Consider the following 25,656-nt stretch of genomic DNA (forward strand, 5'->3'; position numbering starts at 1 on the left):
GCCAGGCCGGTCGTTACCTTGAGGCCTGGTTCAACTGAATTGAAGAAGGTTTGCGATGAGTCTGATTATTTCGATGGCGGCGTTTGCCCTGGTGGCGTCGATCACGCCGGGGCCGGTGAACATTGTGGCGTTGAGTTCCGGCGCGCAGTTCGGTTTTCGCGCCAGTCAACGCCACGTGGCCGGAGCGACACTGGGCTTCGTGTTGTTGCTGGTCTTGATGGGGCTGGGCCTGCATGAAGTTTTGCAGGTCTGGCCGGCGCTGACGCGAGTGGTGCAACTGGCGGGCGTGGCATTCCTGTTGTTCATGGCCTGGAAACTGGCCGCAGACGACGGTCATCTCGATGCGAAGGACTCGGGGCGGGCACCGTCGATGCTGTACGGCGCCGTCATGCAATGGCTCAACCCGAAAGCCTGGCTGGCTTGCGTAGCGGGCATGGGCGCGTTTGTCGCGGACGGCGAGGCACGGCTGGTCTGGCAGTTTGCGGCGGTGTACCTGGTGATCTGCTACCTGTCCGTTGGCTGCTGGGCCTATGCCGGGACTTTTTTGCGCGGCTACCTGAACAACCCGGCGGGCATGCGATTGTTCAACCGGATCATGGCGTTGCTGCTGGCGGTGAGCGCGATTTACCTCGTGCTGTAGCGTTGCTTTTGTGGTCGTCTCAGCCGCGATACTGCCCCGGTGTCGCCGCCAGGTGCTGCTTGAAAGCGCGCTGGAAATGCGCCTGATCGGCAAACCCCGCTTCCAGGGCCACATCGGCGATCAGCTTGCCGCTGCGCAGCCGATCGCGGGCGAACTGGATGCGCCGGTTGACCAGAAACGCATGGGGCGTCATGCCGTAATGCTGTTTGAAGGCGCGGATCAGGTACGACGGCGACAATTGAGCGGCGTCGCAAATGTCTTCGAGCTTGAGCATTTGCGTGCAGTTGTCACGGATGTAGTCCGCCGCTCGCTCCAGTTTGAAATTGGGCTCGCGCAGCGGTTGATCGACAGGGTTGAGCCGTTGCTGCACCTCGGTGAAAAACTCCACCGCTGCGCTCTGTTTACACAGCACGTCCTGCTCGCCGTCAACCAACACCTCGTACAACGCTTTCAGGCCGGTAAACAGGCTGGTGTCGTCACTGTGCGTGATGGCGAATCGGCGAAACGCCAGATCGTGGCTGAAGCCGAGCTGATGCTGTAAATCGGTGAGCCACGGCGTATCGACGTACAACATCAGGTACGACCAGGGCTGATCGTCGATCGGGTTGCAGGCGTGAACGTCGCCGGGGTTCATCAACACCACCGTGCCGGCGCTGACCTGACATTGCGATTGCTCATGCAGATATGTACTGCGCCCGGCGGTGATCGCACCGATGGAGAAATGCTCGTGGGAGTGCCGGGTGTAGCAGACCTCGCGTCCGTCGGCGATGGAGCGGGCTTCGATGAAGGGCAGGGCGTCGTCGCGCCAGAAGCGCGGGGCCTTGTCGGCGTCTTTGGCAACGGAGTGCTTCAAGGGTCAGTCCTCGGCAGGTCAGCTTCGCAGTGTACTTAGCTCTCGCCGTCAAAGGCTTGTTGCAGTGCAGCGATGTCGAGTTTTTTCATCTGCAGCATCGCTTGCATGGCGCGCTGGGATTTTGCCGTGTCGGGGTCTTTCATCATGTCCATCAAGACCACCGGGACGATCTGCCATGAGACGCCGAACTTGTCCTTCACCCAGCCGCACTGTTGAGCCTCAACGGGGCCACCGGCGGACAGGCGCCCCCAGAAGTGGTCGACCTCTTCCTGAGTGTGGCAATTGACCTGGAACGAGATCGCCTCGCTGAACGTGAATGCCGGGCCGCCGTTGAGGCCCGTGAAACTTTGCCCATCGAGTTCGAAACTCACCGTCATCACTGAGCCTTCGGGCCGGCCATGGAACTCGAAACCAGCCTTGCCATAGTGAGTGGTGGCGGTGATTTTCGAATGATCGAAGATCGCGCAGTAATACTTCGCAGCCTCTTCCGCCTGACCGTCGAACCACAGGCAGGGCGTGAGTTTTTGAACGCGTTGCATGGCGCAGCTCCTCTACGGATTACTCAGGCTGGACTTTCAGCGTAGTCAGCCTGTTGTCGCCGGGACGTACCGTAGATCGACAAGTGCAATCGATCATCTGAGGTAAATGCAGTCAATATGACCTGTTTATGAGTCATTGCGACTAATGCGGGCTGTAGTCGTAATGACGCAGATGGAGTCAACCCATTGATTTTTATGGGCTAAATATCTGGCACGAGACTTGATACATCACACGTACCACTGAACCGCTTCAGGAGTACGGAAAAATGTTCGATTTCTTCAACAATCCTCAAAACGTTCTGCACCTGTCGAGCCGAGTGCTCGGCGCTGGCCTGGCGCTGCTGCTGGCCGGTATCTACGGCGCTTACCTCTACGACGGGCATCTGCCCATCGTGGTGCTGGTGTCGATGCATGCCATGACCATCATCGGCCCGACCCTGCTCAAAATCGGCTATGTGATGCGTCTGCTGGCGCAACACCGGCTGGGTAAAGGCCTGGTCCGCGTAGCGGCCTGAAGGCAGCTGCGACATACCGTGTGCCAGCGGCCCTTTTAGCGACCGGTGGTCGATGAACATGGCCGATGGGTCAAATTGCGCTTAGCTGTAGGGATAACCCGAGGCGCGCGTAGGCTCCGCACGGCCACAGTGACGCCCCTTCAGAACACCGTGAGTCTGAGGACGTTCGTCATGTTGACCCTAAACATCAACGGCAAGGACCAGGAGCTGGATGTCCCCGCGGACATGCCGCTACTGTGGGTGCTGCGCGATGTTGCGCACTTGACCGGCACCAAGTTCGGTTGCGGCATGGCCCAGTGCGGGGCCTGCACCGTGCACATCGACGGCGCGCCGCTGCGTTCTTGCGTCACCCCCGCCACGGCCGTGGCCCATGGTCAGAAAATCCTGACCATCGAAGGCCTGTCCACCGACGGTTCGCACCCGGTGCAGCAAGCCTGGGCCGAGCTGGATGTGGTCCAGTGCGGCTACTGCCAGTCCGGGCAGATCATGTCGGCGGCGGCCTTGCTGGCCAAGATCCCCAAACCCACTGACAGCGACATCGATCAGGCGCTCTCCGGCAACATCTGCCGCTGCGGCACCTATCCAAGAATTCGTGCCGCCGTGAAACGCGCCGCCGAAATCGGCTGATGCCATGTGGATGGGAGTCTGAGCAATGAACAGCATCAATCCTCTGTCGCGCCGTGGTTTTCTCAAGGGCAGTGCGTTGCTGGGCGGTGGCCTGGTGGTGGCGTTTGTCATCCCCGGTGCCCATCGCTTTGCCATCGGCGCCGAGAATCAGGGCAACGTCTTCGCACCCAATGCGTTCCTGCGGATTGGCAATGACAACAGCGTCACCGTGCTGCTCGGCCATTCGGAGATGGGCCAGGGTATCTGGACTGGCCTGACCATGTTGATCGCCGAAGAACTGGACGCCGACTGGTCGAAAATTCGTGTCGAACATTCGCCCGCGTCCGCTGCCGATTATGGGCTGGCCGGGTTTGGCGGGATGCAGATTACCGGCGGTTCGACCTCGACCTGGATGGAGTTCGATCGCTACCGCCAGGCCGGCGCTGCGGCGCGCTTGATGCTGATCGATGCCGCCGCCAAGCGCTTCGGTGTGGCGCCTTCGCAGATTCGCACCGAATCGGGCGTGGTCATTGCTGGCGACAAACGTGCCACCTACGGCGAACTGGCCGATGACGCCGGCAAGCTGCCGGTGCCGGATCCGGCCTCGATCAAGCTCAAGGAGGCCAAGGACTGGAAACTGATCGGCAAACCCACCCAGCGCCTGGACACACCCGAGAAAATCACCGGCCGGGCGAAGTTTGGCATGGACGTGCAGTTCGACGGGCTGATGACCGCCATGGTCGCCCGTTCGCCCGTGTTCGGTGGCAGCGTCAAATCCTTCGAAGGCGCCGAAGCGCTGGCGATACCGGGCGTGCATAAAGTGGTGCAAGTGCCCACCGGCGTGGCGGTCATCGCCGATCATTACTGGGCGGCGAAACTGGGGCGTGATGCGCTGAAGGTTGATTGGGATCCGGGACCGAACAGCGGGCTCGACAGTCAGACGCTGCTCGATAGCTTTCGCAAACTTGCCGCCACCCCCGGCACTTCGGCCAGCAAGGCTGGCGATGCCGAGGGCGCGTTGGACAAAGCGGCGAAGTCCATCGACGTCGAGTACAGCGTGCCGTACCTGGCTCACGCGCCGATGGAGCCACTCAATTGCACCGTGAGCATCACCAAGGACAAATGCGAGATCTGGACCGGCACCCAGTTTCAGACACTGGATCAAATGATCGCCGGCAAAATCACCGGGCTCAAACCTGAGCAGGTGCAGATTCATACCGAGTTCTTGGGCGGCGGTTTCGGTCGCCGGGCCAATCCGACCTCGGATTTTGTTGCTGAAGCGGTGCAGGTCGCCAAGGCAGCGGGCGGGCCGGTGAAAACCGTCTGGTCGCGAGAGGACGACATACGCGGCGGCTATTACCGCTCGGCGTTCCTGCATCAGGCGCGCATCGGCCTGGATGTCGGCGGCATGCCCATGGCCTGGAAGCATGTGATGGTCGGGCAATCGATCATGGCCGGCACCTCGTTTGAAGCGACTTTCGTCAAGAACGGCATCGATCACACCTCGGTCGAAGGCGTGTCGGACAGTCCCTATATCAAAGACCTGAGCAATCACGCAGTCGACCTGCATTCCCCGAGAACCGGTATCAGCGTGCTCTGGCTGCGTTCGGTGGGGCACAGCCACACGGCGTTCGTCATGGAATCGTTGATCGACGAACTGGCAACGGCCGCCGGCAAGGATCCGGTGGAATACCGGCGCGCCTTGCTCAAGGCTCATCCACGGCATCTTGGCGTACTGAACCTGGCCGTCGAGAAAGCCAACTGGAACGCGCCGCTACTGGACGGCCACGCGTTGGGTGTCGCGGTGCATGAATCTTTCGGCAGTTACGTCGCTCAGGTCGCCGAGGTGTCTCAGGACAACCTGGCGATTCGCGTGCATCGGGTGGTGTGTGCGGTGGATTGCGGGATCGCGGTCAACCCGCGAAGCATCGCCGCACAGATGGAATCGTGCATCACGTTTGGCCTCGGATTTACCTTGCACAGCAAACTGACCATCAAGGACGGGCAGGTGGTGCAGTCCAATTACCACGACTATCAAGTGCTGCGGTTGAACGAAATGCCGGTGGTCGAAGTGCATATCATGCCCAGCAGCGACAAACCCGGTGGCATTGGCGAGGCTGGTGTGCCACCGACGGCGCCGGCAGTGGCGAACGCGGTGTTCGCCCTGACCGGGCAACGCTTGCGGGAGCTGCCGCTGCAACTGTCGGGGGTGTGAGATGAGACGACATCTGATTCTTGGCGCGGTGGTGTTGATCGGCCTGGTCGGCTACGCCGAGGACCTGTTTGCTGACGATAAGGAGGCGATCAAGGCGTTCGCTACCGTGCAAAAGGTGTTTCAGAGCCCGCGCTGCCAGAACTGCCACATCCCCGGCGATTCGCCGTTGCAGTTCGACGCCGGGGTTCCCCACGCGATGAGCGTGGTGCGCGGCCTGGACGGCAAGGGTGCGGCCGGTTTGCCGTGTGCCACTTGCCACGCCGAAAGCAATCCGCCGGCCAGCTACGGCCCCAACGCTCCGCCGGGTGCGCCGCACTGGAGCCTGCCGCCCGCCGCGCACAAAATGGCCTGGATCGGTCTGCCGGCGGACAAACTGTGCGCAATGATCAAGGACCGCGCCAGCAATGGCGATCGGGATTTCGCGGCGCTGATCAAGCATGTCAGCGACGACAAACTGGTGCTTTGGGGCTGGAATCCGGGGACGGGTCGAGCACCGGTGCCGGTGCCGCATGACATTTTTGTAGCTCAGTTCAAGCTTTGGGCAGACGCTGGAGGGCCGTGCCCCGTGGAGGGGATCTGACCAACGGCAGCTTTATAAGGAGTCAAACCGGGTATTGGCGCCTCTAACGTCTATACCCATCACAGGAGTGAGTAATGTTGGTTCCCGGTAAACCGGTCAAACCTGGCGCTTGCGCAGACACCTTGCGCGGGCCTAATGTCCTCGATACAGCTGTGCAGGAGCGCGAAATGATGCGCGACCTCGCACGCCAGTTCGATCAACAGCTGATGGCAGTAGAGATGGCGAGCATGGATGAGTTGACGCTGTTGACCAATCTTTATGGTTTCCTGGCGCTGGCCCAATTGTGGCTGGATGCCTGCCTGCAGCTGGAGAAACCGGCGAGCCTGCTGTTTTTCGATCTGGATCATTTCAAACGCATCAACGAATTGTATGGCCGTGGCGAAGGCGACGAGGCCCTGAAAACCTTCGCCGACGTGTTGCGTATTGCGTTTCGCGAGAGCGATGTCGTCGGACGGGTAGGCGGTGATGAGTTCGCCGTGTTGCTGACCGGCTCGACCGCTGTGGAAGTTGCCGGAGTCAGGGCGCGGCTCGAAGAGATGCTCGACGAGCGCAACGCCACGGTGCATCGCGCCTATGACATCCGCTTCAGCATCGACCAGGTCGAGTTCGATCTCGCCCGTCACAAAACGATGGAAGGACTTATGGCCGCCATCGACCTTGCGCGACATCAGGGGGCGATTCGGTTCTGAGCGTGGCCGTGCTGATCATTTGGCGAATAGCTGATTGATGTCTTTGAACGCCTTGAACTCCAGCGCATTGCCGCAAGGGTCGAACAGAAACATGGTTGCTTGCTCGCCCACCAATCCCTGAAAACGAATGCCCGGTTCGATCACGAAACGCGTGCCAAGGGATTTCAAGCGTTCGGCCAGCGCTTCCCACTCCTGCATCCCCAACACCACACCGAAATGCGGCACCGGCACGTCATGGCCATCGACGGCATTGGTGTGGGCGGCTTCTTGAGACGGGGTTTTCGGCGCCAGGTGAATCACCAGTTGATGGCCGAAAAAGTTGAAGTCGACCCAATGATCGCTGGAGCGACCTTCCTCAAGTCCGAACACGGCGCCGTAGAAGTTACGCGCGGCTGGCAAGTCGTAGACCGGAATGGCCAGATGAAAAGGGGAGAGTTGCATCGAGGTGCCTCGGTTGTCGGGGATTCAGGCTGAGTTTAGTCCTGTGCTTTTTGATTAAAAGACGATAATTTTTGCACCGAGCACAAATTATTTCGATCAATCGAGAACGCCATGCTGCGGGAACTGAAAACCTTCATCGCCGTGACGCGCTATGGCACGTTCGCCGCGGCCGGGATGCACATCGGCCTGACTCAGTCGGCGGTCAGCGCGCAGATTCGCAATCTGGAAACGGCCCTTGGCATTCGCCTGTTCGATCGCACCGGACGCCAGGCGCTGCTCAATGCGGCGGGTCAACGTGCGCTGCCGATGGCCAGGCAAATGCTGGAAACCTTCAACCGCATGGCGGTCAGCGATGACGTCAGCGAGTATCGCGGCGAGTTGAAAATTGGCGCGGTGGCTACGGCGCAAACCGGGCTGTTGCCCCAGGCGTTGTTGCGATTGCGCCAACAGGCGCCGCTGCTGGAGCCGAAACTGGTGCCGGGGGTGTCGCTGAATCTGCTGAGCCAGGTCGACACCGGTGAAGTGGATCTGGCGATCCTGATCAAGCCGCCGTTCGACTTGCCCAAGGAATTGTCGGCGCAGGTGATCCGCAAGGAACCGTTCGTGTTGATCGTACCGGCCGATCTTGAAGGCGATGACCCGTTGCCGTTGCTGGCGGCCCATCCTCATGTGCGCTACGACCGTAACTCATTCGGCGGCCGTCTGGTGACACGGTTTCTGCGCGAACAGCAGATCGACGTGCACGTCGCGCTGGAGCTGGATGAACTGGAAGCCATCGTCAAAATGGTCGAATGCGGATTGGGCATTTCGCTGCTGCCCGAGGCAGGGCTGTGGCTTGAGCATGGGACGAAGGTCCGGATCATCCGGTTGGGCGAGGCGACGTTTTACCGGGAGATTGTGCTGTTGCAGCGTTACAGCCAGCGCATGCAGCCGATTCAGCAGCTCTTTGCCCGGTGCCTGACACCGCTCGCCGACTAAACACAAATCCCCTGTGGGAGCGAGCCTGCTCGCGATGACGGACTGATCTCCACGTTTGATGTTGACTGACACACCGCTATCGCGAGCAGGCTCGCTCCCACAGGGGATTGCATCAAGGCAGAAATTGCAGGCATAAAAAAACGCCTCTGGAGGCGGGTTCTTTATTTGGCCAAGCACCCGAGGCAGGGCTGTGGCTTGAGCATGGGGCGAAGGTCAGGATCATCCGGTTGGGCGAGGCGACGTTTTACCGGGAGATTGTGCTGTTGCAGCGTTACAGCCAGCGCATGCAGCCGATTCATCAGCTCTTTGCCCGGTGCCTGACACCGCTCGCCGACTAAACACAAATCCCCTGTGGGAGCGAGCCTGCTCGCGATGACGGACTGATCTCCACGTTTGATGTTGACTGACACACCGCTATCGCGAGCAGGCTCGCTCCCACAGGGGGATTGCATTAGGTCTGGAATCGCAGGCATAAAAAACCCGCCTGAAGAGGCGGGTTTTTTGTTTGGCTAGCCGAAAATTACTCTTCGAGGCTGCCCATGGCCGTGGTGTTGAAACCACCGTCCACGTACATGATTTCGCCGCTGATGCCGGACGCCAGGTCCGAGCACAGGAAGGCGCCGGCGTTGCCGACTTCGTCGATGGTGACGTTGCGACGCAGCGGGGTTTGCGCTTCGTTGGCGGCCAGCATCTTGCGGAAGTTCTTGATGCCGGAAGCGGCGAGGGTGCGGATCGGGCCAGCCGATACGCAGTTGACGCGGGTGCCGTCCGGGCCCAGGGAGCCGGCCAGGTAACGAACGCCAGCTTCCAGGGACGCCTTGGCCATGCCCATGACGTTGTAGTTCGGCATGGTGCGCTCGGCGCCCAGGTACGACAGGGTCAGCAGGCTGCCATTGCGGCCTTTCATCATTTCGCGACCGGCCTTGGCCAGGGCCACGAAGCTGTAGGCGCTGATGTCGTGAGCGATGCGGAAACCTTCACGGGTGGTGGCTTCGGTGAAGTCGCCGTCCAGTTGGTCGCCCGGGGCGAAGCCGACGGAGTGCACGATGCAGTCCAGGCCGTCCCACTTCTTGCCCAGCTCAACGAAGACCTTGGCGATTTCTTCATCGCTGGCCACGTCGCACGGGAAGCACAGGTCCGGGTTGGAACCCCAGCTTTGTGCGAACTCTTCGACACGACCCTTGAGTTTGTCGTTCTGATAAGTGAAGGCAAGCTCAGCGCCCTCGCGATGCATGGCGGCAGCGATGCCGGATGCGATGGACAGCTTGCTGGCGACACCGACGATCAGTACGCGCTTACCGGCGAGAAAACCCATGTGTTGCTCCTCTCTTTCAGGTTATTGCGCAGTGGCCGGTGCCAGGAAAGCGGCTTCCAGCAACTGCTGTGTATACGGATGTTGGGGGGCGGCAAAGATACTTTGCGCGTCACCCTGTTCGACCACTTGACCATGCTTGACCACCATCAGTTGGTGGCTCAGCGCTTTGACGACAGCCAGGTCATGGCTGATAAACAGATACGTCAGGTTGTACTTGGTTTGCAGTGAACGCAAAAGCTCCACCACTTGGCGTTGCACTGTCCGGTCGAGGGCCGAAGTCGGCTCGTCCAGCAGAATCAGCGCCGGTTTTAGCACTAATGCCCGGGCAATGGCGATTCTCTGCCGCTGCCCGCCGGAAAATTCGTGGGGGTAGCGGTGCCGGGTTTCCGGATCCAGGCCTACCTCCTTGAGTGCTGCAATAATCGCTTGTTCCTGTTCCGCCTCGGTGCCCATCTTGTGGATCCGCAGGCCTTCGCCGACGATCTGGCTCACGCACATCCGCGGGCTCAGACTGCCGAACGGGTCCTGAAACACCACCTGCATCTCCCGGCGCAGCGGCCGAACCTGTTGCTGCGTCAGGCAGTCTAGCTGCTTGCCTTCAAAACGGATCGCGCCTTTGCTGCCGATCAGCCGCAAAATCGCCAGACCCAGTGTCGACTTGCCGGAGCCGCTTTCTCCCACAATCCCCAGGGTCTGCCCTTGAGGCAGGCTGAAATTGATCCCGTCCACCGCTTTGATGTGGTCGACGGTCTTTTTCAGAAAGCCTTTCTTGATCGGGAACCAGACTTTCAGGTCCTCGACTTGCAGCAAGGGCGGGCCAATCACATTGGTCGCCGGTGTGCCGCTGGGCTCCGCTGCCAGCAGTTCCCGAGTGTACGGATGCTGCGGCGCACGGAACAACTCTTCGCACGATGCCTGTTCGACGATGCAACCGCGCTGCATGACACATACGCGATGCGCAATTCTTCGCACAAGGTTCAAATCGTGACTGATCAGTAACAACGCCATGCCCAGCCGGGCCTGCAATTCCTTGAGCAATTCGAGGATTTTCAACTGAACGGTCACGTCCAGGGCGGTGGTCGGTTCGTCGGCGATCAGCAGTTCCGGCTCGTTGGCCAGGGCCATGGCGATCATCACCCGCTGACGCTGGCCGCCGGACAATTCGTGGGGCAGGGCCTTGAGGCGCTTCTCGGGTTCTGGAATACCGACCATCTCCAGCAGTTCCAGGGTACGTTTGGTCGCCACTTTGCCGATCAGGCCTTTGTGGATGCCGAGGACTTCGTTGATCTGCTTCTCGATCGAGTGCAGCGGATTGAGCGAGGTCATCGGCTCCTGGAAGATCATCGCGATCCGGTTGCCACGGATGTGGCGGATGGTTTTCTCTTTCAGGCTCAGCAGGTTCTGCCCGGAATACTCAATGGTCCCGGATGGGTGCCGGGCGAGCGGGTAGGGCAGCAGTCGCAGGATCGAGTGTGCAGTCACCGATTTGCCGGAGCCGCTTTCGCCCACCAACGCCAGGGTTTCGCCACGCTTGATGTCGAAGCTGACGCCCTCGACCACCCGCTGACAGCGATCCCCGACGACGAATTCGACGGTCAGGTCGCGCACTTCGATCAGATTGTCCTGATTCATTTCACTTCCTCGGGTCGAAGGCATCGCGAGCGGACTCGCCGATGAACACCAGCAAACTCAACATCAGCGCCAGCACCGCAAACGCGCTCATGCCGAGCCAGGGCGCTTGCAGGTTGGATTTGCCCTGGGCCACCAGCTCACCGAGGGACGGCGCGCCGGGCGGCAGGCCGAAGCCGAGGAAATCCAGGGCGGTCAGGGTGCCGATGGCGCCGGTCAGGATGAACGGCATGAACGTCATGGTCGAGACCATGGCGTTGGGCAGGATGTGGCGGAACATGATCGCACCATTCTGCATCCCCAGCGCACGGGCCGCGCGCACGTATTCGAGGTTACGCCCGCGCAGGAACTCGGCACGCACCACGTCCACCAGGCTCATCCACGAAAACAGCAGCATGATCCCCAGCAGCCACCAGAAGTTCGGCTGGACGAAGCTGGCGAGGATGATCAGCAGATACAACACCGGCAACCCGGACCAGATCTCCAGGAAACGCTGCCCGGCCAGATCGACCCAGCCGCCATAGAAACCCTGCAGGGCACCGGCAATCACACCGATGATCGAACTGAGAATGGTCAGGGTCAGGGCAAACAGCACCGAAATCCGAAAGCCATAAATCACCCGCGCCAACACGTCTCGGCCCTGATCGTCGGTGCCCAGCAGGTTGTCGGTCGAAGGCGGTGCCGGGGCGGGGACTTTCAGGTCGTAGTTGATGCTTTGGTAGCTGTAGGGAATCGGCGCCCACAGCACCCAGGCGTCCTTGGCCTTGAGCAGTTCGCGGATATACGGACTCTTGTAGTTGGCTTCCAGCGGGAATTCGCCACCGAACGCGGTTTCCGGGTAGCGCTTGAGCGCCGGGAAATACCAGCCGTCGTCGTAATGCACCACCAGCGGCTTGTCGTTGGCGATCAGCTCGGCGCCGAGGCTCAGGCCGAACAGCACGAGAAACAGCCACAGCGACCACCAGCCACGCTTGTTGGCCTTGAACAGTTCGAAACGTCGGCGATTGAGAGGGGACAGGTTCATCTCAATGCTCCCGGCTTTCGAAGTCGATGCGCGGATCGACAAAGGTGTAGGTGAGGTCGCCGATCAGTTTCACCACCAGCCCCAGCAGCGTGAAGATGAATAGCGTGCCGAACACCACCGGGTAATCGCGGTTGATCGCCGCTTCGAAGCTCATCAGCCCGAGGCCGTCGAGGGAGAAGATCACTTCCACCAGCAACGAGCCGGTGAAGAAGATGCCGATGAACGCCGAAGGGAACCCGGCAATCACCAGCAGCATGGCGTTGCGAAACACGTGGCCGTACAGCACGCGGTGATTGGTCAGGCCCTTGGCCTTGGCGGTGACCACGTACTGTTTGTTGATTTCGTCGAGGAAGCTGTTTTTGGTGAGCAGGGTCATGGTTGCGAAGTTACCGATCACCAGCGCGGTCACCGGCAGCGCCAGGTGCCAGAAGTAATCGAGCACCTTGCCGCCCATGCTCAGTTCGTCGAAGTTGTTCGAGGTGAGGCCCCGTAGCGGGAACCAGTCGAAATAGCTGCCGCCGGCAAACACCACGATCAGCAGGATGGCGAACAGGAACGCCGGGATTGCGTAGCCGACGATGATCGCCGAGCTGGTCCAGACGTCGAAGTGGCTGCCGTGTCGCGTGGCCTTGGCGATCCCCAGCGGGATCGACACCAGGTACATGATCAGGGTGCTCCACAGCCCGAGGGAGATCGACACCGGCATCTTCTCCTTGATCAGGTCGATAACCTTGGCATCGCGAAAGAAGCTGTCACCGAAATCCAGGGTGGCGTAGTTCTTGACCATGATCCACAAGCGTTCCGGCGCCGATTTGTCGAAGCCGTACATGTGCTCGATTTCCTTGACCAGCATCGGGTCCAGGCCCTGGGCGCCGCGATAGGCGGAACCGGCCACCGACACTTCGGCACCGCCACCGGCGATACGGCTGGTGGCGCCTTCAAAGCCCTCGAGTTTGGCGATCATCTGCTCCACCGGCCCGCCGGGCGCGGCCTGGATGATCACGAAGTTGATCAGCAAGATGCCGAGCAAGGTCGGGATGATCAGCAGCAGTCGCCGAAAAATATACGCCAGCATCTGATTACTCCGTGCCCGCAGGGTCGGCTTGCAGTTTGGTTTCGACTTCTACCGCCGGTTTCGCATCGGGCTTGATCCACCAGGTGTTGATGCCGATGTCGTACTTGGGTGAAGTTTTCGGATGGCCGATGTGGTTCCAGTACGCCACGCGCCAGGTCTTGATGTGCCAGTTGGGGATCACGTAATAGCCCCATTGCAGCACCCGGTCCAGCGCTCGGGCGTGGGCCACCAGGCTTTTGCGCGAATCGGCGTTGATCAGTTGCTCGACCAGTTGGTCCACCGCCGGGTCTTTCAGGCCCATGGAGTTGCGGCTGCCGGGTTTGTCAGCCGCGGCGGACATCCAGAACTCGCGTTGTTCGTTGCCCGGCGAATTGGACTGCGGGAAGCTGCCGACGATCATGTCGAAGTCCCGTGAACGCACGCGGTTGATGTACTGCGAGACGTCAACGCGGCGGATCACCAGATCGATCCCCAGGTCGCTGAGGTTGCGCTTGAACGGCAACAGCACCCGTTCGAATTCGGTCTGGGCCAGCAGGAACTCGATGGTCACTGGCTTGCCGGTGGTATCGACCATCTTGTCGTCGACGATCCGCCAACCGGCCTCTTGCAGCAGTTGGTAGGCCTGGCGCTGCTGGGCGCGAATCATGCCGCTGCCGTCACAGAAGGAATTCTGGAAGGCTTCGCTGAAAACTTGATCCGGGATTTTGCCGCGGAACGGGTCGAGGATCGCCAGCTGATCGGCGTCCGGCAGGCCGGAGGCGGCCATTTCCGAGTTTTCAAAGTAACTGCGGGTGCGCACATAGGCGCCGTTGAACAGTTGCTTGTTGGTCCACTCGAAGTCCAGCAGCAGCGTCAGGGCGTGACGCACGCGCACGTCCTGAAACACCGGGCGGCGCAGGTTGAACACAAACCCCTGCATGCCGGTGGGATTGCCGTTGGGGATCTGTTCCTTGATCAACCGGCCTTCGGTGACCGCCGGGATGTTGTAGGCGTTGGCCCAGTTTTTCGCGGTCATTTCCAGCCAGTAATCGAACTGCCCGGCCTTGAGTGCTTCGAGGGCCACGGTGTTGTCACGGTAGTAGTCGGTGGTCATCACGTCGAAGTTGTAGAAACCGCGGTTGACGGGCAGGTCTTTGCCCCAGTAGTCCTTGACCCGTTCGTAACGCACCGAACGCCCGGCCTTCACTTCGCTGACCTTGTAGGGGCCGCTGCCCAATGGCATTTCCAGATTGCCCTTGTTGAAGTCGCGGGTGGCCCACCAATGCTTGGGCAATACCGGCAACTGGCCGAGGATCAACGGCAGTTCGCGGTTGTTGTTGTGCTTGAACTTGAACAGCACCTTGAGCGGGTCTTCGGCGATCACTTCGGCGACGTCGTTGTAGTAACCGCGATACAGCGGCGCGCCGTCCTTGATCAGGGTCTCGAAGCTGAACACCACGTCTTCGGCACGGATCGGATGACCGTCGTGGAAGCGTGCTTCGGGGCGCAGGTAGAAACGCACCCAGCTGTTGTCCGGGGCTTTTTCGATCTTGCCGGCCACCAGCCCGTACTCGGTGAACGGTTCATCCAGGCCCTGTTTGGCCAGGGTGTCGTAGATCATGCTGATGTCGTCGGCGGCGACACCCTTGCTGATGAACGGGTTGAGGCTGTCGAAGCCACCGAAACCGGCCTGACGGAAAATCCCGCCCTTGGGCGCGTCCGGGTTGACGTAATCGAAGTGTTTGAAATCGGCCGGGTATTTCGGCGGCTCGTTGTACAGGGTGACGGCATGTTGCGGCGCGGCGCAGGCCAGTCCGGCGAACAACAGACCGCTGGCCTGCAAGAGCAGGGCGCGTACAGGTTTCATCGATCTTTCTCCGAAGATTTCAGCCACCACGCGCTCAGGCCCAGGGTGTAGGGCGGCGTGGTGACGAAGGCGAACCGGTTGCGGTAGGCCAGGCGGTGATAATTGAGGTACCAGTTGGGAATGATGTAGTGCTGCCACAGCAGTACCCGGTCCAGGGCCTTGCCGGCGGCGACCTGTTCATCGCGGGTCTGGGCAGCGAGCAATTGTTCAAGCAAGTGGTCGACCACCGGGTTGGCGATGCCGGCGTAGTTTTTACTGCCCTTGACCCCGACCTGGCTGGAATGGAAGTACTGCCATTGCTCCAGGCCGGGGCTGAGGGTCTGGTTGAGCGTCATCAGGATCATGTCGAAATCGAACTGGTCGAGGCGCTGTTTGTACTGGGCGCGGTCCACCGTGCGCAGCCGGGCATCGATGCCGATACTGGCGAGGTTCTCGACGTAGGGCTGAAGGATGCGCTCAAGATTCGGGTTGACCAGCAGGATCTCCAGACGCAACGGTTGCCCGGCCGCGTTCTGCACGCGCTGGCCACTCAGCTTCCAGCCAGCCTCCGCAAGCAGGCTCAGGGCCTTGCGCATGGTTTCCCGGGGGATGCCGCGCCCTTGGGTCTGCGGCAGGCTGAACGGCTCGGTGAACAGCTTGGCGGGTAGCTGCTCGCGGTACGGCTTGAGCATCAGCCATTCATGGCCGACCGGAAGGCCGGTGGCCGAGAACTCGCTGTTGGGGTAGTAGCTCATGGCGCGTTTGTAGGCGCCGCTGAACAGCGTGCGGTTGGTCCACTCAAAGTCGAACATCATCCCCAGCGCTTCACGGACCTTGGTCTCGGAGAAAATCGCACGGCGGCTGTTCATGAACAGACCCTGGCTCTGGGTCGGGATCTGGTGCGGGATCTGCGCCTTGATGACGTCGCCGCGTCGTACCGCCGGGAAGCTGTAGCCGTTTTGCCAGTTCTTCGCCTGATGCTCGATGTAGATATCGAACTCGCCGGCCTTGAAGGCTTCGAACGCGACGTCGCTGTCGCGGTAGAACTCGACTTCCATGCGGTCGACGTTGTACTTGCCGCGATTGACGGCCAGGTCTTTGCCCCAGTAATCCTTGACCCGTTCGAAAACGATCTGGCGCCCGGGCGTTACCGACGTGATGCGGTACGGCCCGCTGCCCAGCGGCGGTTCGAAGGTGGTGGCCTTGAAGTCACGACCTTTCCAGTAATGCTGGGGCAGTACCGGCAACTCGCCCAGGCGCAGGATCAGCAACGGATTGCCGGCGCGCTTGAAGACGAAACGGATGCGGTGCGGGTTGAGGATGTCGACCCGCAGTACTTCCTGAAGGTTTGTCCGGTACTGCGGATGACCTTCCTTGAGCAGCAGGCGGTAGGAAAACGCGACGTCGTACGCGGTAATCGGCGAGCCGTCGTGGAACCGCGCTTCGGGGCGCAGGTTGAACACCACCCAGCTGCGGTCTTCGCTGTATTCAACCGATTGGGCGATCAGACCATAACTGGAGGTCGGCTCATCGCCGGACGGCGCGTACTGGCCGGTGCCGACCATCAACGGTTCGTTGAGCTCGTTGATGCCGTACTGCAGGAAATTCGCTGTGGAAACCGGGCTCGAACCCTTGAAGGTATACGGGTTGAGCGTATCGAAGGTGCCAAACGCCATCACCCGCAACGTACCGCCCTTGGGCGCTTGCGGGTTGACCCAGTCGAAGTGGGTAAATCTGGCCGGGTACTTGAGCGTGCCGAACTGCGCATAACCATGGCTTTCGCTGATCGTCGCGCTTGCGGGGGAGCTCAAGGCCAGGCTGATCAGGAACAGGAGGAGGGGACGCTTCAAGTCAGAGATCCGATCCAGGCGGCTTGGGCTTTGTGGGCCGTACAGTAACAGCTTGTATGGACAGGAAAAAGACAGGGCTCGAAAGCCGCGCCGGGGCATAAAAAAAGATCGCAGCCTGCGGCAGCTCCTGCACCGATCGTGTACACCTGCGATTGATCAGATGTACGCCTATCTGTAGGAGCTGCCGAAGGCTGCGATCTTTTCGGCTTCTTATCAGTGCGGGGAGTAAACCGTCAGCATCTGTCCAGGCTTCAACGCCTGACCGACGCGCGGGTTCCAGCGCTTGAGGTGCTGCATTTCAACGTTGAAACGCTTGGCCACCATGTACAGTGAGTCGCCTTGCTTGACCTTGTACTGGGTCTGCTGCTTCTTGCTGTTGGCCGCCACCACGGAGTTGACGCGTCCGGCATTGCGTTTGGTCTTGTCCTGCATCACCAGCGTCTGGCCGACCTTGAGGTCCTTGCCGGTCAGCTTGTTCCAGCGCTGCAGGTCCTTGACGTCGACCTTGTTGGCCTTGGCGATGGTGCCCAGGTTGTCGCCACGTTTAACGCGATAGGCGCGTTTGAGGCTGGCGATCTGGGCGTCGTCCGCACCTTCGAATACCGGCTTGAGCGGCTTCTTGCTGATCAGCTCTTCAGGACGCATGGTCGAAAGGCTGGTGGTCAGCAGCTGCGCCTTGGAGGTCGGCACCAGCAAATGCTGAGGGCCGTCGATGGTGGTGCGCTGCTTGAAGGCCGGGTTGAGCTGGAACAGTTCGTCTTCGTCGATGTTCGCCACCGCGGCAACCTTGGACAAGTCCATGCGCTGGTTGATTTCGACGACCTGGAAGTACGGTTCGTTGGCGATCGGGTTGAGGTTCACCCCGTAGGCTTCCGGCGCCAGCACCACTTGCGACAAGGCCAGCAGCTTCGGCACATAGGCCTGGGTCTCGGCCGGCAGCGGCAGGTTCCAGTAGTCGGTCGGCAGGCCAAGCTTTTCGTTGCGTTCGATGGCCCGGCTGACCGTGCCTTCGCCTGCGTTGTAGGCCGCCAGGGCCAGCAACCAGTCGCCGTTGAACATGTCATGCAGGCGGGTCAGGTAATCCATCGCCGCCGTGGTCGAGGCGGTGATATCACGACGACCATCGTAGAAACGGGTCTGACGCAGGTTGAAGTAACGCCCGGTGGACGGGATGAATTGCCACAAGCCAACCGCATCGGCCCGGGAATAGGCCATCGGGTTGTAGGCGCTTTCAATCACTGGCAGCAGCGCCAGCTCCAGCGGCATGTTGCGTTCTTCAAGGCGTTCGACGATGTAGTGAATGTAGAGGCTGCCGCGTTCGCCGGCGCTTTCGAGGAAGGACGGGTTGCTGGCGAACCACAGGCGCTGTTGCTCGATGCGCGGGTTGACGCCCAGACCGTCCTGCAACTGGAAGCCTTGTCGCATGCGTTCCCAGACGTCCTGTGGAATTTGTGGGGTTGGCTTTTCGCTGAGCCAGATAGGTTTTTGCTTGGCTCGAGCGGCAATATTCGGTGTGTGTGTCGCTTCGGTCTGCGGCACATGGCTGGAACAGCCCGCCAGGGTGGCGGACACAGCCACCGCGATGGCTTGAGCCAAGCGGGTCAATGCGTCTGAATTGATGGCTTTACGAATAGATGACGACATTGGCTGGAAGTAATTCCGGGCAAAAATGTCGGGCGATTCTAGAAAGCGTACCCCCTGCGGTCAACCATTCAGAATTTTTGTACCAACGGCGTTCCTGGTTAGAACTTATCTTTCCAAGCGCGCAGGGCAGCAAAAACCGCACTCGGCGCCCGGATTTCGGTTCCGTTCCGTTCGTCCACTTTTTCTTTAACGGATGTTTCGCCGGTGCGCAAAAACGGATTGGTACGCTTTTCCAGCGCCAGATTGGAAGGCAGTGTCATGATCCCGGCGCCCCGTTGTTCAATGACTTTGGCCAGCCGTTCGGCGGTGTCCGGATTGCCCGGTTCGACCGCGACGGCAAAGCGCAGATTGCTCAGGGTGTATTCATGCGTGCAGTAGACCAGCGTATCCTCGGGAAGGGACGCGAGGCGTGTCAGCGAGGTGTGCATTTGCTCCGGCGTACCTTCGAACAGCCGTCCGCAACCGGCAGCAAACAGGGTGTCGCCGCAAAACAGCAGGCCCTGATGATAAAAGGCTATATGCCCCAGGGTGTGACCGGGTACTTCGATGACGTTGAAATCACAGCCCAGCACACTGATGCGGTCGTTGTCCTTGAGAGCGACGTCCCGCGCCGGGATATTTTCGCTGGCCGGGCCGTAGACTTTGGCATCGGTGGCTTTTTTCAGCTGCTCGACGCCACCGACATGGTCATGATGATGGTGAGTGATCAGGATATCGCTCAGTACCCATTCCGGATGCGCCGCGAGCCAGGCCTGGACCGGCGCCGCATCGCCCGGATCGACGACTGCGCAGCGCCGGGTGTGCGGGTCTTGTAACAACCAGATGTAGTTGTCGGTGAAGGCGGGCAGGGCAGTGATCTGTATCATCGTCGGATTCGCCAAGCGGAAAACAATGGCGCATCTTAGAACTTCCTGGCGCTTTGGAGAATGCAATGACCGATAAAGCGTTCGCTCAGGCCGATCCTGAGTGGCTTACGTTGATCAGCGCGGCCCGTGAATGGCTGTCGGGCCCGATCGGGCAATTTCTGCTCGACGAAGAGCGCCGCATGCTCGAAGACGAGCTGGGGCGTTTTTTCGGCGGCTACCTGGTGCATTACGGTCCGTCGGCCCAGACACCGCCGTCGGCGCCGCAGGTCCAGCGCAATGTGCGCCTCGGCGCACCGCTGCCGGGTGTCGAGATCGTCTGCGAAGAACAGGCCTGGCCGTTGAGCGAGCATGCCGCCGATGTGGTGGTGTTGCAGCACGGGCTGGATTTCTGCCTGTCACCCCACGGCTTGCTGCGTGAGGCGGCGAGCAGCGTGCGGCCCGGCGGGCACCTGCTGATCATCGGAATCAACCCCTGGAGCAGTTGGGGGCTGCGCCATATGTTCGCGCACGACGCCTTGCGCAAGGCGCGTTGCATTTCCCCGTCCCGGGTCAGCGACTGGCTGAACCTGCTCGGCTTCGCGCTGGAGAAACGCCGCTTCGGATGCTATCGTCCGCCGCTTGCATCCCCCGCCTGGCAGGCCCGTCTGGCCGGTTGGGAGCGCAAGGCCGGTGACTGGCAATTGTCGGGTGGCGGCTTCTATTTATTGGTGGCGCGCAAGATCGTGGTGGGTCTGCGACCGGTCCGTCAGGAACGTCGCGAACCGATGGGCAAGCTGATTCCCCTGCCGATGGCCAAGGTCAACCGGCGCAATATCGAACCGTAATACCCTGTTTTTATTCCCGGTCGGGTTTGTCCCGGCCTCGGGCATCGTCGATCGCGGATCGGCGAGCCACCGCATTTTCTGGATAGATTGGCATGAGCGATAGCGTAGAACTCTTCACCGACGGCGCCTGCAAAGGCAATCCTGGCCCAGGCGGCTGGGGCGCATTGCTGGTGTGCAAGGGCGTTGAAAAAGAACTCTGGGGTGGCGAAGCCAACACCACCAACAACCGCATGGAGCTGATGGGCGCAATCCGTGGCCTGGAAGAGCTCAAGCGCTCCTGCGACGTGCTGCTGGTGACTGACTCCCAGTACGTGATGAAAGGCATCAACGAGTGGATGGACAACTGGAAGAAGCGCGGCTGGAAAACCGCCGCGAAGGAACCGGTAAAAAACGCAGACCTGTGGAAGTTGCTGGACGAGCAGGTCAATCGCCACAACGTCACCTGGAAATGGGTGCGCGGGCATATCGGGCATCACGGCAACGAACGGGCCGACCAATTGGCCAACCGTGGCGTGGATGAAGTGCGCGGGTACAAGCAGGCCTAAAACTACACAATCTCCCTGTAGGAGCTGCCGAAGGCTGCGATCTTTTGATCTGGCTCTTGATTTGCTGCGATCTCAAAAAAACAAGATCAAAAGATCGCAGCCTTCGGCAGCTCCTACAGGGACCGTGTTCACGACGTAAACCGCGAGCGTGTTAACATCGCCGCTTTTGCACGAATGACCCGTTGAGAGCTGAGCACTGATGGCCACCAGATCCGTTGTACTCGATACCGAAACCACCGGCATGCCGGTGACCGACGGCCACCGGATTATCGAAATCGGTTGTGTCGAGTTGATCGGTCGGCGCCTGACGGGCCGGCATTTTCACGTTTACCTGCAACCGGACCGCGAAAGTGACGAAGGCGCCATCGGCGTCCACGGCATCACCAACGAGTTCCTGGTGGGCAAGCCGCGTTTCACCGAGGTGGCCGATGAGTTCTTTGAGTTCATCAAGGGCGCGCAACTGATCATCCATAACGCGGCGTTCGACGTTGGCTTCATCAACAACGAATTCGCCCTGATGGGCCAGCACGACCGTGCGGACATCACGCAACACTGCTCGATCCTCGACACCCTGATGATGGCCCGGGAACGTCACCCGGGTCAGCGCAACAGCCTCGATGCCTTGTGCAAACGCTATGGCGTCGACAACTCCGGCCGTGAACTGCACGGCGCCTTGCTCGACTCCGAGATCCTTGCCGACGTTTACCTGACCATGACCGGCGGCCAGACCAGCCTGTCACTGGCCGGTAATGCGTCCGACGGCAATGGCTCCGGAGAAGGCGCGGACAATTCCGCTACCGAAATCCGCCGCCTGCCGGCCGACCGTCAACCGACACGGATCATCCGCGCCAGCGAAGATGACCTGGCCCAGCATGTGGCACGCCTGGAAGCCATCGCCAAATCCGCCGGCGCCCCGTCGCTGTGGCAGCAACTGGCCGAGGCCAAGGCTCAGGCGTAGGCCCTTCGAAAAAGATCGCAGCCTCGTTTCACTCGACAGCTCCTACAACGGAATGCGTAACCCTGTAGGAGCTGTCGAGTGAAACGAGGCTGCGATCTTTTGATCATTAATAAAGCGTACCGCGCCCGATGACCCATTTCAGGGCATGACACTCGCCACATCCGCCTCAACCCTCTACCCTGAGCGTATTGGCAGGCTCCGGTCTGCCGCCTCAGGACACTGAGCCCCATGTATAAAGATTTGAAATTCCCGGTCCTGATCGTCCATCGCGACATCAAGGCCGACACCGTGGCCGGTGATCGCGTGCGTGGCATCGCCCGGGAGCTGGAGCAGGAAGGTTTCAGCATTGTCTCGGCAGTCGATTACACCGAAGGGCGCCTGGTCGCCTCGACTCATCATGGCCTCTCGTGCATGTTGATCGCCTCCGAAGACGCCAGCACGAACTCTCATTTGTTACAGAATATGGCGGAGTTGATCGGCCTGGCGCGGGTGCGTGCACCGGACCTGCCGATCTTTGCTCTGGGCGAGCAAGTGACGCTGGAAAACGCCCCCGCCGACGCCATGGCTGAACTCAATCAGCTGCGCGGCATTCTTTACCTGTTCGAAGACACCGTGCCATTTCTGGCGCGGCAAGTTGCCCGAGCGGCGCGTAAATACCTGGATGGCTTGCTGCCGCCGTTTTTCAAGGCGCTGGTGCAGCACACTGCCGACTCCAATTATTCCTGGCACACCCCCGGCCATGGTGGTGGCGTGGCCTATCACAAGAGCCCGGTGGGGCAGGCGTTTCACCAGTTCTTCGGGGAAAATACCCTGCGTTCGGATTTGTCGGTGTCGGTGCCGGAGCTCGGTTCGCTGCTCGATCACACGGGCCCATTGGCAGAAGCGGAGGCCCGTGCCGCCCGCAATTTCGGTGCCGATCACACCTTTTTCGTGATCAATGGCACCTCGACCGCCAACAAGATCGTCTGGCATTCCATGGTCGCCCGCGATGACCTGGTGCTGGTGGATCGCAACTGCCACAAGTCGGTGCTGCACTCGATCATCATGACCGGCGCCATCCCTCTGTACCTGTGCCCGGAGCGCAATGAGCTAGGGATCATCGGCCCGATTCCGTTGAGTGAATTCAGCCGCGAATCGATTCAGGCCAAGATCGACGCCAGCCCGCTGACCAAGGGCCGAGCGCCCAAAGTCAAACTCGCGGTAGTGACCAACTCGACCTACGACGGCCTCTGCTACAACGCCGAACTGATCAAGCAGAGTCTGGGCAACAGCGTTGAGGTCCTGCACTTCGACGAAGCCTGGTACGCCTATGCAGCGTTCCACGAGTTCTTTGCCGGGCGCTATGGCATGGGCACTTCCCGCAGTGAAGACAGCCCGCTGGTGTTCACCACCCATTCCACGCACAAACTGTTGGCGGCGTTCAGCCAGGCCTCGATGATTCACGTGCAGGACGGCGGCGCGCGGCAGCTCGACCGCGATCGCTTCAACGAAGCGTTCATGATGCACATTTCCACCTCGCCGCAGTACAGCATCATCGCTTCGCTGGATGTGGCGTCGGCCATGATGGAAGGCCCGGCCGGGCGTTCACTGTTGCAGGAGATGTTCGATGAAGCGCTGAGTTTTCGTCGGGCCCTGGCCAATCTGCGTCAGCACATTGCCGCTGATGACTGGTGGTTTTCCATCTGGCAGCCGCCGTCGGTGGAAGGTATTGATCGCGTGGTGACCGAAGACTGGCTGCTGCAGCCTGACGCGGACTGGCACGGCTTTGGCGGCGTGACCGACGACTACGTGCTGCTCGATCCGATCAAGGTCACCCTGGTGATGCCAGGCCTGACAGCGGGCGGCGCCCTGAGTGAGCGCGGGATTCCGGCGGCGGTGGTCAGTAAATTTCTCTGGGAGCGCGGGCTGGTGGTCGAGAAGACCGGGTTGTATTCGTTCCTGGTGTTGTTCTCCATGGGCATCACCAAAGGTAAATGGAGCACGCTGCTGACCGAGTTGCTGGAGTTCAAGCGCAGCTACGATGCCAACGTCAGTCTTGCGTCGTGCCTGCCGTGCGTGGCGCAAGAAAATGTCGTGCGCTATCAGGGCATGGGCCTGCGCGATCTGTGTGATCAACTGCACGCCTGTTACCGCAGCAATGCCACGGCCAAGCACCTCAAGCGGATGTATACGGTGCTGCCGGAAATCGCCATGAAGCCAGCTGACGCCTATGATCAATTGGTGCGTGGCGAAGTGGAGGCGGTATCGATCGATGCCCTGGATGGGCGGATCGCCGCTGTGATGCTGGTGCCATACCCGCCGGGGATCCCGTTGATCATGCCCGGCGAGCGGTTCACCGAGTCGACACGCTCGATCATCGATTACCTGGCGTTTGCCCGTACGTTCGACAGCAGCTTTCCGGGGTTTGTCGCTGATGTGCACGGCTTGCAACACGAAGACGAGGGCAATGGACGGCACTACACCGTCGATTGCATCAAGGAGTGAGGACCTTTCCCAGTATGCAACCGGTCATGAATCCGAAATACCCAGGGCTGTCCGTTCGCGTGGCCGATGATGGCTTCGCGGCGTACATTTGGGGCAGTGATTTCAGTTTTGAAGTCGCGGCCTATGGCGCAGCCGAAATCGGCAAACCGGTGGAGCAATGGCCGGTGACGCCGATCACCCCTTATCGCAAGTGCTACGGAATTGATCCCGAGGAGTTCAGCAGTTACCGCGATGCGGCTGACAGCGCGATTTTCATGGCTTATCTCGATGATGAGCCGGTGGGTCACCTAGTAGTCAGCACCAACTGGAACGGCTTTGCCCATATCGATGAGTTGGCGGTGCATGCGCCAGCTCGCCGGCATGGCGTGGCCAAGGCGCTGCTGGATGTGGCGCAGTTCTGGAGCCGCAAGAAAAAACTGCCGGGGATCATGCTGGAGACCCAGAACAACAACCTGGGCGCGTGCCGGCTCTATGAGCGCTGCGGTTACGTGATTGGTGGCGTCGATCATCTGCGTTATCGCGGAATCGATCCGAACACCGCCGAAATTGCGTTGTTCTGGTATCGATTGTTCGATAATCCGCTGGAAAGGCCGCTTAGCTCGCCAACATCGCCGCGGCTTGTTCCGTGACGATATCCAGCAACGCCTGAACCGCCGGGGAGGGCTCGCCGTTCTTCAGGGTCAGGGCATAGACGCTGATCGGCACGGCGGGCGCCAGTGGGCAGGCATCCAGGCCTGCCGATTTGGCACCGAGGGCGGTGAAGGGGTCGACAATCGCCAGGCCTTCACCGGCCTCGACCATGCTGCGCATCATCTGGTGAGTCTGAACCCGAGTGTGGATGACCGGGGCAGGGCGCAGGGCATGCAGTTTGTTGTCGAGCGCCGGGCTTAGCGGATCATGACCTTCCAGGCCGACCATCGACTGGCCGGCCAGATCTTGCAACGAGATGTACTTCTGCTTCGGTTGCAGCCAGCCATGGGGGGCCAGCAGCTGGAGTTTGCCTTGGGCAATCACCTGGCAATGAATGTCGGCGTGATCGGGATCATGCAGGCTCAGGCCCAGATCGCTTTCGCGCAGCAGCAGGCTTCTGACGATCTCGCGGGTGGGCTGGCTCAGAAGGGTGCAAGGTGCATCGGGAAGGCGTCGGCGCAGGGTCGCGATGCTCTGAGGCAATAACTGTTGTGCCAAGGGCGGCGTGCAGATGATTCGAAGGGGGGGAGCCTGATATTGCTTGAGGCTGCTGGCCAGGCGCTGGACCGGCTCGAGCGCTTCGTAGACGTGGGCGATTTCGACCTGCAGCTCCCGCGCCTCGCGCGTGGCCTGCAAGCGTCCACGCACGCTGGAAAACAGCATGAAACCCAACTGACCCTCAGCGTCGCGCAGAATGCTTTCGACCTCGGCCACTGGCAACTGCAGCCATTCGGCGGCGGTGCCCAGGTGACCGGTCTGCAGGAGCGCCTGGATCACTTCGATATGGCGTAAACGCATGCGTGAAGTCCATGTTCAGCAGGTGAGGGAGTCAGTGGCTGAATCCTAACCCAAGTCCGCGCATATGACTTCT

General features: G+C 60.5%; 24 protein-coding genes and 1 pseudogene. 13 read left to right on the forward strand and 12 right to left on the reverse strand.

Annotated elements, in window-relative coordinates; all coding sequences use genetic code 11:
- Positions 1-55 precede the first annotated feature (55 nt).
- Positions 56-640 (forward strand): LysE family translocator, encoded by a 585-nt coding sequence (locus ACYZUD_RS05740; protein WP_462023036.1) that lies wholly within the window; start codon positions 56-58, stop codon positions 638-640.
- A 19-nt stretch (positions 641-659) separates the two neighbouring features.
- Here the strand turns inward: ACYZUD_RS05740 and ACYZUD_RS05745 are convergent, their stop codons facing one another.
- Positions 660-1,493, reverse strand: coding sequence for an AraC family ligand binding domain-containing protein (locus tag ACYZUD_RS05745; protein WP_462023037.1), 834 nt, complete (start codon positions 1,491-1,493; stop codon positions 660-662).
- A 35-nt stretch (positions 1,494-1,528) separates the two neighbouring features.
- Positions 1,529-2,032 (reverse strand): VOC family protein, encoded by a 504-nt coding sequence (locus ACYZUD_RS05750; protein WP_462023038.1) that lies wholly within the window; start codon positions 2,030-2,032, stop codon positions 1,529-1,531.
- Positions 2,033-2,298: 266 nt separating this feature from the next.
- On the opposite strand from ACYZUD_RS05750, the gene ACYZUD_RS05755 reads away from it, so the two are divergent.
- The 5 genes from ACYZUD_RS05755 to ACYZUD_RS05775 all read left to right on the forward strand — a co-directional run bounded on the left by ACYZUD_RS05755 (position 2,299) and on the right by ACYZUD_RS05775 (position 6,637).
- Positions 2,299-2,547 (forward strand): transmembrane sensor/regulator PpyR, encoded by a 249-nt coding sequence (locus ACYZUD_RS05755; protein ID WP_462023039.1) that lies wholly within the window; start codon positions 2,299-2,301, stop codon positions 2,545-2,547.
- Between the two features lie 171 nt (positions 2,548-2,718).
- Positions 2,719-3,174, forward strand: a complete 456-nt coding sequence (locus ACYZUD_RS05760; RefSeq protein ID WP_462023040.1) for a (2Fe-2S)-binding protein — start codon at positions 2,719-2,721, stop codon at positions 3,172-3,174.
- A gap of 25 nt (positions 3,175-3,199) precedes the next feature.
- Complete coding sequence (locus ACYZUD_RS05765; RefSeq protein ID WP_462023041.1) at positions 3,200-5,368, forward strand: xanthine dehydrogenase family protein molybdopterin-binding subunit; 2,169 nt, start codon at positions 3,200-3,202, stop codon at positions 5,366-5,368.
- Between the two features lies 1 nt (position 5,369).
- On the forward strand, positions 5,370-5,948 hold the full coding sequence (locus ACYZUD_RS05770; protein WP_462023042.1) for a hypothetical protein: 579 nt from the start codon (positions 5,370-5,372) through the stop codon (positions 5,946-5,948).
- Between the two features lie 74 nt (positions 5,949-6,022).
- Complete coding sequence (locus ACYZUD_RS05775) at positions 6,023-6,637, forward strand: GGDEF domain-containing protein (protein WP_462023043.1); 615 nt, start codon at positions 6,023-6,025, stop codon at positions 6,635-6,637.
- A gap of 15 nt (positions 6,638-6,652) precedes the next feature.
- On the opposite strand, the gene ACYZUD_RS05780 is transcribed toward ACYZUD_RS05775, so the two are convergent.
- On the reverse strand, positions 6,653-7,078 hold the full coding sequence (locus ACYZUD_RS05780) for a VOC family protein (RefSeq protein WP_462023044.1): 426 nt from the start codon (positions 7,076-7,078) through the stop codon (positions 6,653-6,655).
- 111 nt (positions 7,079-7,189) lie between these two features.
- Between ACYZUD_RS05780 and ACYZUD_RS05785 the strand changes: the two genes are divergently transcribed.
- Positions 7,190-8,056, forward strand: a complete 867-nt coding sequence (locus ACYZUD_RS05785; RefSeq protein WP_462023045.1) for a LysR family transcriptional regulator — start codon at positions 7,190-7,192, stop codon at positions 8,054-8,056.
- Positions 8,057-8,229: 173 nt separating this feature from the next.
- Positions 8,230-8,394: pseudogene (locus ACYZUD_RS05790) on the forward strand (LysR family transcriptional regulator); the annotation flags it as partial.
- A gap of 182 nt (positions 8,395-8,576) precedes the next feature.
- Here ACYZUD_RS05790 and fabI read toward each other — a convergent pair.
- From fabI to gloB, 8 genes are all read right to left on the reverse strand, one after another.
- A complete protein-coding gene (fabI, locus tag ACYZUD_RS05795) occupies positions 8,577-9,371 on the reverse strand; it encodes an enoyl-ACP reductase FabI (protein ID WP_008152082.1) in 795 nt (264 codons plus the stop codon).
- Between the two features lie 21 nt (positions 9,372-9,392).
- Positions 9,393-11,003: an ABC transporter ATP-binding protein gene (locus ACYZUD_RS05800; RefSeq protein ID WP_462023046.1), complete on the reverse strand. Its 1,611-nt coding sequence runs from the start codon at positions 11,001-11,003 to the stop codon at positions 9,393-9,395.
- 1 nt (position 11,004) lies between these two features.
- On the reverse strand, positions 11,005-12,024 hold the full coding sequence (locus ACYZUD_RS05805; RefSeq protein ID WP_064677971.1) for an ABC transporter permease: 1,020 nt from the start codon (positions 12,022-12,024) through the stop codon (positions 11,005-11,007).
- Between the two features lies 1 nt (position 12,025).
- On the reverse strand, positions 12,026-13,099 hold the full coding sequence (locus ACYZUD_RS05810; RefSeq protein ID WP_462023047.1) for a microcin C ABC transporter permease YejB: 1,074 nt from the start codon (positions 13,097-13,099) through the stop codon (positions 12,026-12,028).
- Positions 13,100-13,103: 4 nt separating this feature from the next.
- A complete protein-coding gene (locus tag ACYZUD_RS05815) occupies positions 13,104-14,945 on the reverse strand; it encodes an extracellular solute-binding protein (protein WP_462023048.1) in 1,842 nt (613 codons plus the stop codon).
- On the reverse strand, positions 14,942-16,774 hold the full coding sequence (locus tag ACYZUD_RS05820; RefSeq protein WP_462023049.1) for an extracellular solute-binding protein: 1,833 nt from the start codon (positions 16,772-16,774) through the stop codon (positions 14,942-14,944). The genes ACYZUD_RS05815 and ACYZUD_RS05820 overlap by 4 nt, the downstream gene beginning before the upstream one ends.
- A gap of 213 nt (positions 16,775-16,987) precedes the next feature.
- Entirely contained in the window at positions 16,988-18,418 is a 1,431-nt protein-coding gene (locus tag ACYZUD_RS05825; protein ID WP_462023050.1) for a transglycosylase SLT domain-containing protein, read from the reverse strand.
- A 98-nt stretch (positions 18,419-18,516) separates the two neighbouring features.
- Positions 18,517-19,284 carry a hydroxyacylglutathione hydrolase gene (gene gloB / locus ACYZUD_RS05830; protein ID WP_462025189.1) on the reverse strand — a complete coding sequence of 256 codons (768 nt, stop codon included), beginning with the start codon at positions 19,282-19,284 and terminating at the stop codon, positions 18,517-18,519.
- 65 nt (positions 19,285-19,349) lie between these two features.
- Here gloB and ACYZUD_RS05835 point away from each other — a divergent pair, with 65 nt between their 5' ends.
- The 5 genes from ACYZUD_RS05835 to ACYZUD_RS05855 all read left to right on the forward strand — a co-directional run bounded on the left by ACYZUD_RS05835 (position 19,350) and on the right by ACYZUD_RS05855 (position 24,724).
- Positions 19,350-20,108: a class I SAM-dependent methyltransferase gene (locus ACYZUD_RS05835; RefSeq protein ID WP_462023051.1), complete on the forward strand. Its 759-nt coding sequence runs from the start codon at positions 19,350-19,352 to the stop codon at positions 20,106-20,108.
- Between the two features lie 92 nt (positions 20,109-20,200).
- Entirely contained in the window at positions 20,201-20,653 is a 453-nt protein-coding gene (rnhA, locus tag ACYZUD_RS05840) for a ribonuclease HI (RefSeq protein WP_008028618.1), read from the forward strand.
- Between the two features lie 199 nt (positions 20,654-20,852).
- Positions 20,853-21,611, forward strand: coding sequence for a DNA polymerase III subunit epsilon (gene dnaQ, locus ACYZUD_RS05845; protein WP_462023052.1), 759 nt, complete (start codon positions 20,853-20,855; stop codon positions 21,609-21,611).
- A gap of 228 nt (positions 21,612-21,839) precedes the next feature.
- Positions 21,840-24,095, forward strand: a complete 2,256-nt coding sequence (locus ACYZUD_RS05850; RefSeq protein ID WP_462023053.1) for an Orn/Lys/Arg family decarboxylase — start codon at positions 21,840-21,842, stop codon at positions 24,093-24,095.
- 14 nt (positions 24,096-24,109) lie between these two features.
- Positions 24,110-24,724 (forward strand): GNAT family N-acetyltransferase, encoded by a 615-nt coding sequence (locus tag ACYZUD_RS05855; RefSeq protein ID WP_462023054.1) that lies wholly within the window; start codon positions 24,110-24,112, stop codon positions 24,722-24,724.
- On the opposite strand, the gene ACYZUD_RS05860 is transcribed toward ACYZUD_RS05855, so the two are convergent.
- The gene (locus tag ACYZUD_RS05860) at positions 24,690-25,583 is read right to left on the reverse strand and encodes a LysR family transcriptional regulator (protein ID WP_462023055.1); all 894 of its coding nucleotides are present in this window, start codon (positions 25,581-25,583) and stop codon (positions 24,690-24,692) included. The genes ACYZUD_RS05855 and ACYZUD_RS05860 overlap by 35 nt on opposite strands.
- Positions 25,584-25,656 lie beyond the last annotated feature (73 nt).

Source organism: Pseudomonas sp. XS1P51 (genome assembly GCF_054897845.1).

Excerpts from the sequence above, each read along its gene's own strand:
- ACYZUD_RS05815 (WP_462023048.1), bottom strand. The coding sequence starts at position 14,945 with ATGAAACCTGTACGCGCCCTGCTCTTGCAGGCCAGCGGTCTGTTGTTC.
- ACYZUD_RS05780 (WP_462023044.1), bottom strand. The coding sequence starts at position 7,078 with ATGCAACTCTCCCCTTTTCATCTGGCCATTCCGGTCTACGACTTGCCA.
- ACYZUD_RS05760 (WP_462023040.1), top strand. The coding sequence starts at position 2,719 with ATGTTGACCCTAAACATCAACGGCAAGGACCAGGAGCTGGATGTCCCC.
- ACYZUD_RS05810 (WP_462023047.1), bottom strand. The coding sequence starts at position 13,099 with ATGCTGGCGTATATTTTTCGGCGACTGCTGCTGATCATCCCGACCTTG.
- ACYZUD_RS05850 (WP_462023053.1), top strand. The coding sequence starts at position 21,840 with ATGTATAAAGATTTGAAATTCCCGGTCCTGATCGTCCATCGCGACATC.
- dnaQ (WP_462023052.1), top strand. The coding sequence starts at position 20,853 with ATGGCCACCAGATCCGTTGTACTCGATACCGAAACCACCGGCATGCCG.
- ACYZUD_RS05750 (WP_462023038.1), bottom strand. The coding sequence starts at position 2,032 with ATGCAACGCGTTCAAAAACTCACGCCCTGCCTGTGGTTCGACGGTCAG.
- rnhA (WP_008028618.1), top strand. The coding sequence starts at position 20,201 with ATGAGCGATAGCGTAGAACTCTTCACCGACGGCGCCTGCAAAGGCAAT.
- fabI (WP_008152082.1), bottom strand. The coding sequence starts at position 9,371 with ATGGGTTTTCTCGCCGGTAAGCGCGTACTGATCGTCGGTGTCGCCAGC.
- ACYZUD_RS05785 (WP_462023045.1), top strand. The coding sequence starts at position 7,190 with ATGCTGCGGGAACTGAAAACCTTCATCGCCGTGACGCGCTATGGCACG.
- gloB (WP_462025189.1), bottom strand. The coding sequence starts at position 19,284 with ATGATACAGATCACTGCCCTGCCCGCCTTCACCGACAACTACATCTGG.
- ACYZUD_RS05740 (WP_462023036.1), top strand. The coding sequence starts at position 56 with ATGAGTCTGATTATTTCGATGGCGGCGTTTGCCCTGGTGGCGTCGATC.
- ACYZUD_RS05770 (WP_462023042.1), top strand. The coding sequence starts at position 5,370 with ATGAGACGACATCTGATTCTTGGCGCGGTGGTGTTGATCGGCCTGGTC.
- ACYZUD_RS05835 (WP_462023051.1), top strand. The coding sequence starts at position 19,350 with ATGACCGATAAAGCGTTCGCTCAGGCCGATCCTGAGTGGCTTACGTTG.
- ACYZUD_RS05755 (WP_462023039.1), top strand. The coding sequence starts at position 2,299 with ATGTTCGATTTCTTCAACAATCCTCAAAACGTTCTGCACCTGTCGAGC.
- ACYZUD_RS05805 (WP_064677971.1), bottom strand. The coding sequence starts at position 12,024 with ATGAACCTGTCCCCTCTCAATCGCCGACGTTTCGAACTGTTCAAGGCC.
- ACYZUD_RS05860 (WP_462023055.1), bottom strand. The coding sequence starts at position 25,583 with ATGCGTTTACGCCATATCGAAGTGATCCAGGCGCTCCTGCAGACCGGT.
- ACYZUD_RS05825 (WP_462023050.1), bottom strand. The coding sequence starts at position 18,418 with ATGTCGTCATCTATTCGTAAAGCCATCAATTCAGACGCATTGACCCGC.
- ACYZUD_RS05800 (WP_462023046.1), bottom strand. The coding sequence starts at position 11,003 with ATGAATCAGGACAATCTGATCGAAGTGCGCGACCTGACCGTCGAATTC.
- ACYZUD_RS05765 (WP_462023041.1), top strand. The coding sequence starts at position 3,200 with ATGAACAGCATCAATCCTCTGTCGCGCCGTGGTTTTCTCAAGGGCAGT.
- ACYZUD_RS05775 (WP_462023043.1), top strand. The coding sequence starts at position 6,023 with ATGTTGGTTCCCGGTAAACCGGTCAAACCTGGCGCTTGCGCAGACACC.
- ACYZUD_RS05855 (WP_462023054.1), top strand. The coding sequence starts at position 24,110 with ATGCAACCGGTCATGAATCCGAAATACCCAGGGCTGTCCGTTCGCGTG.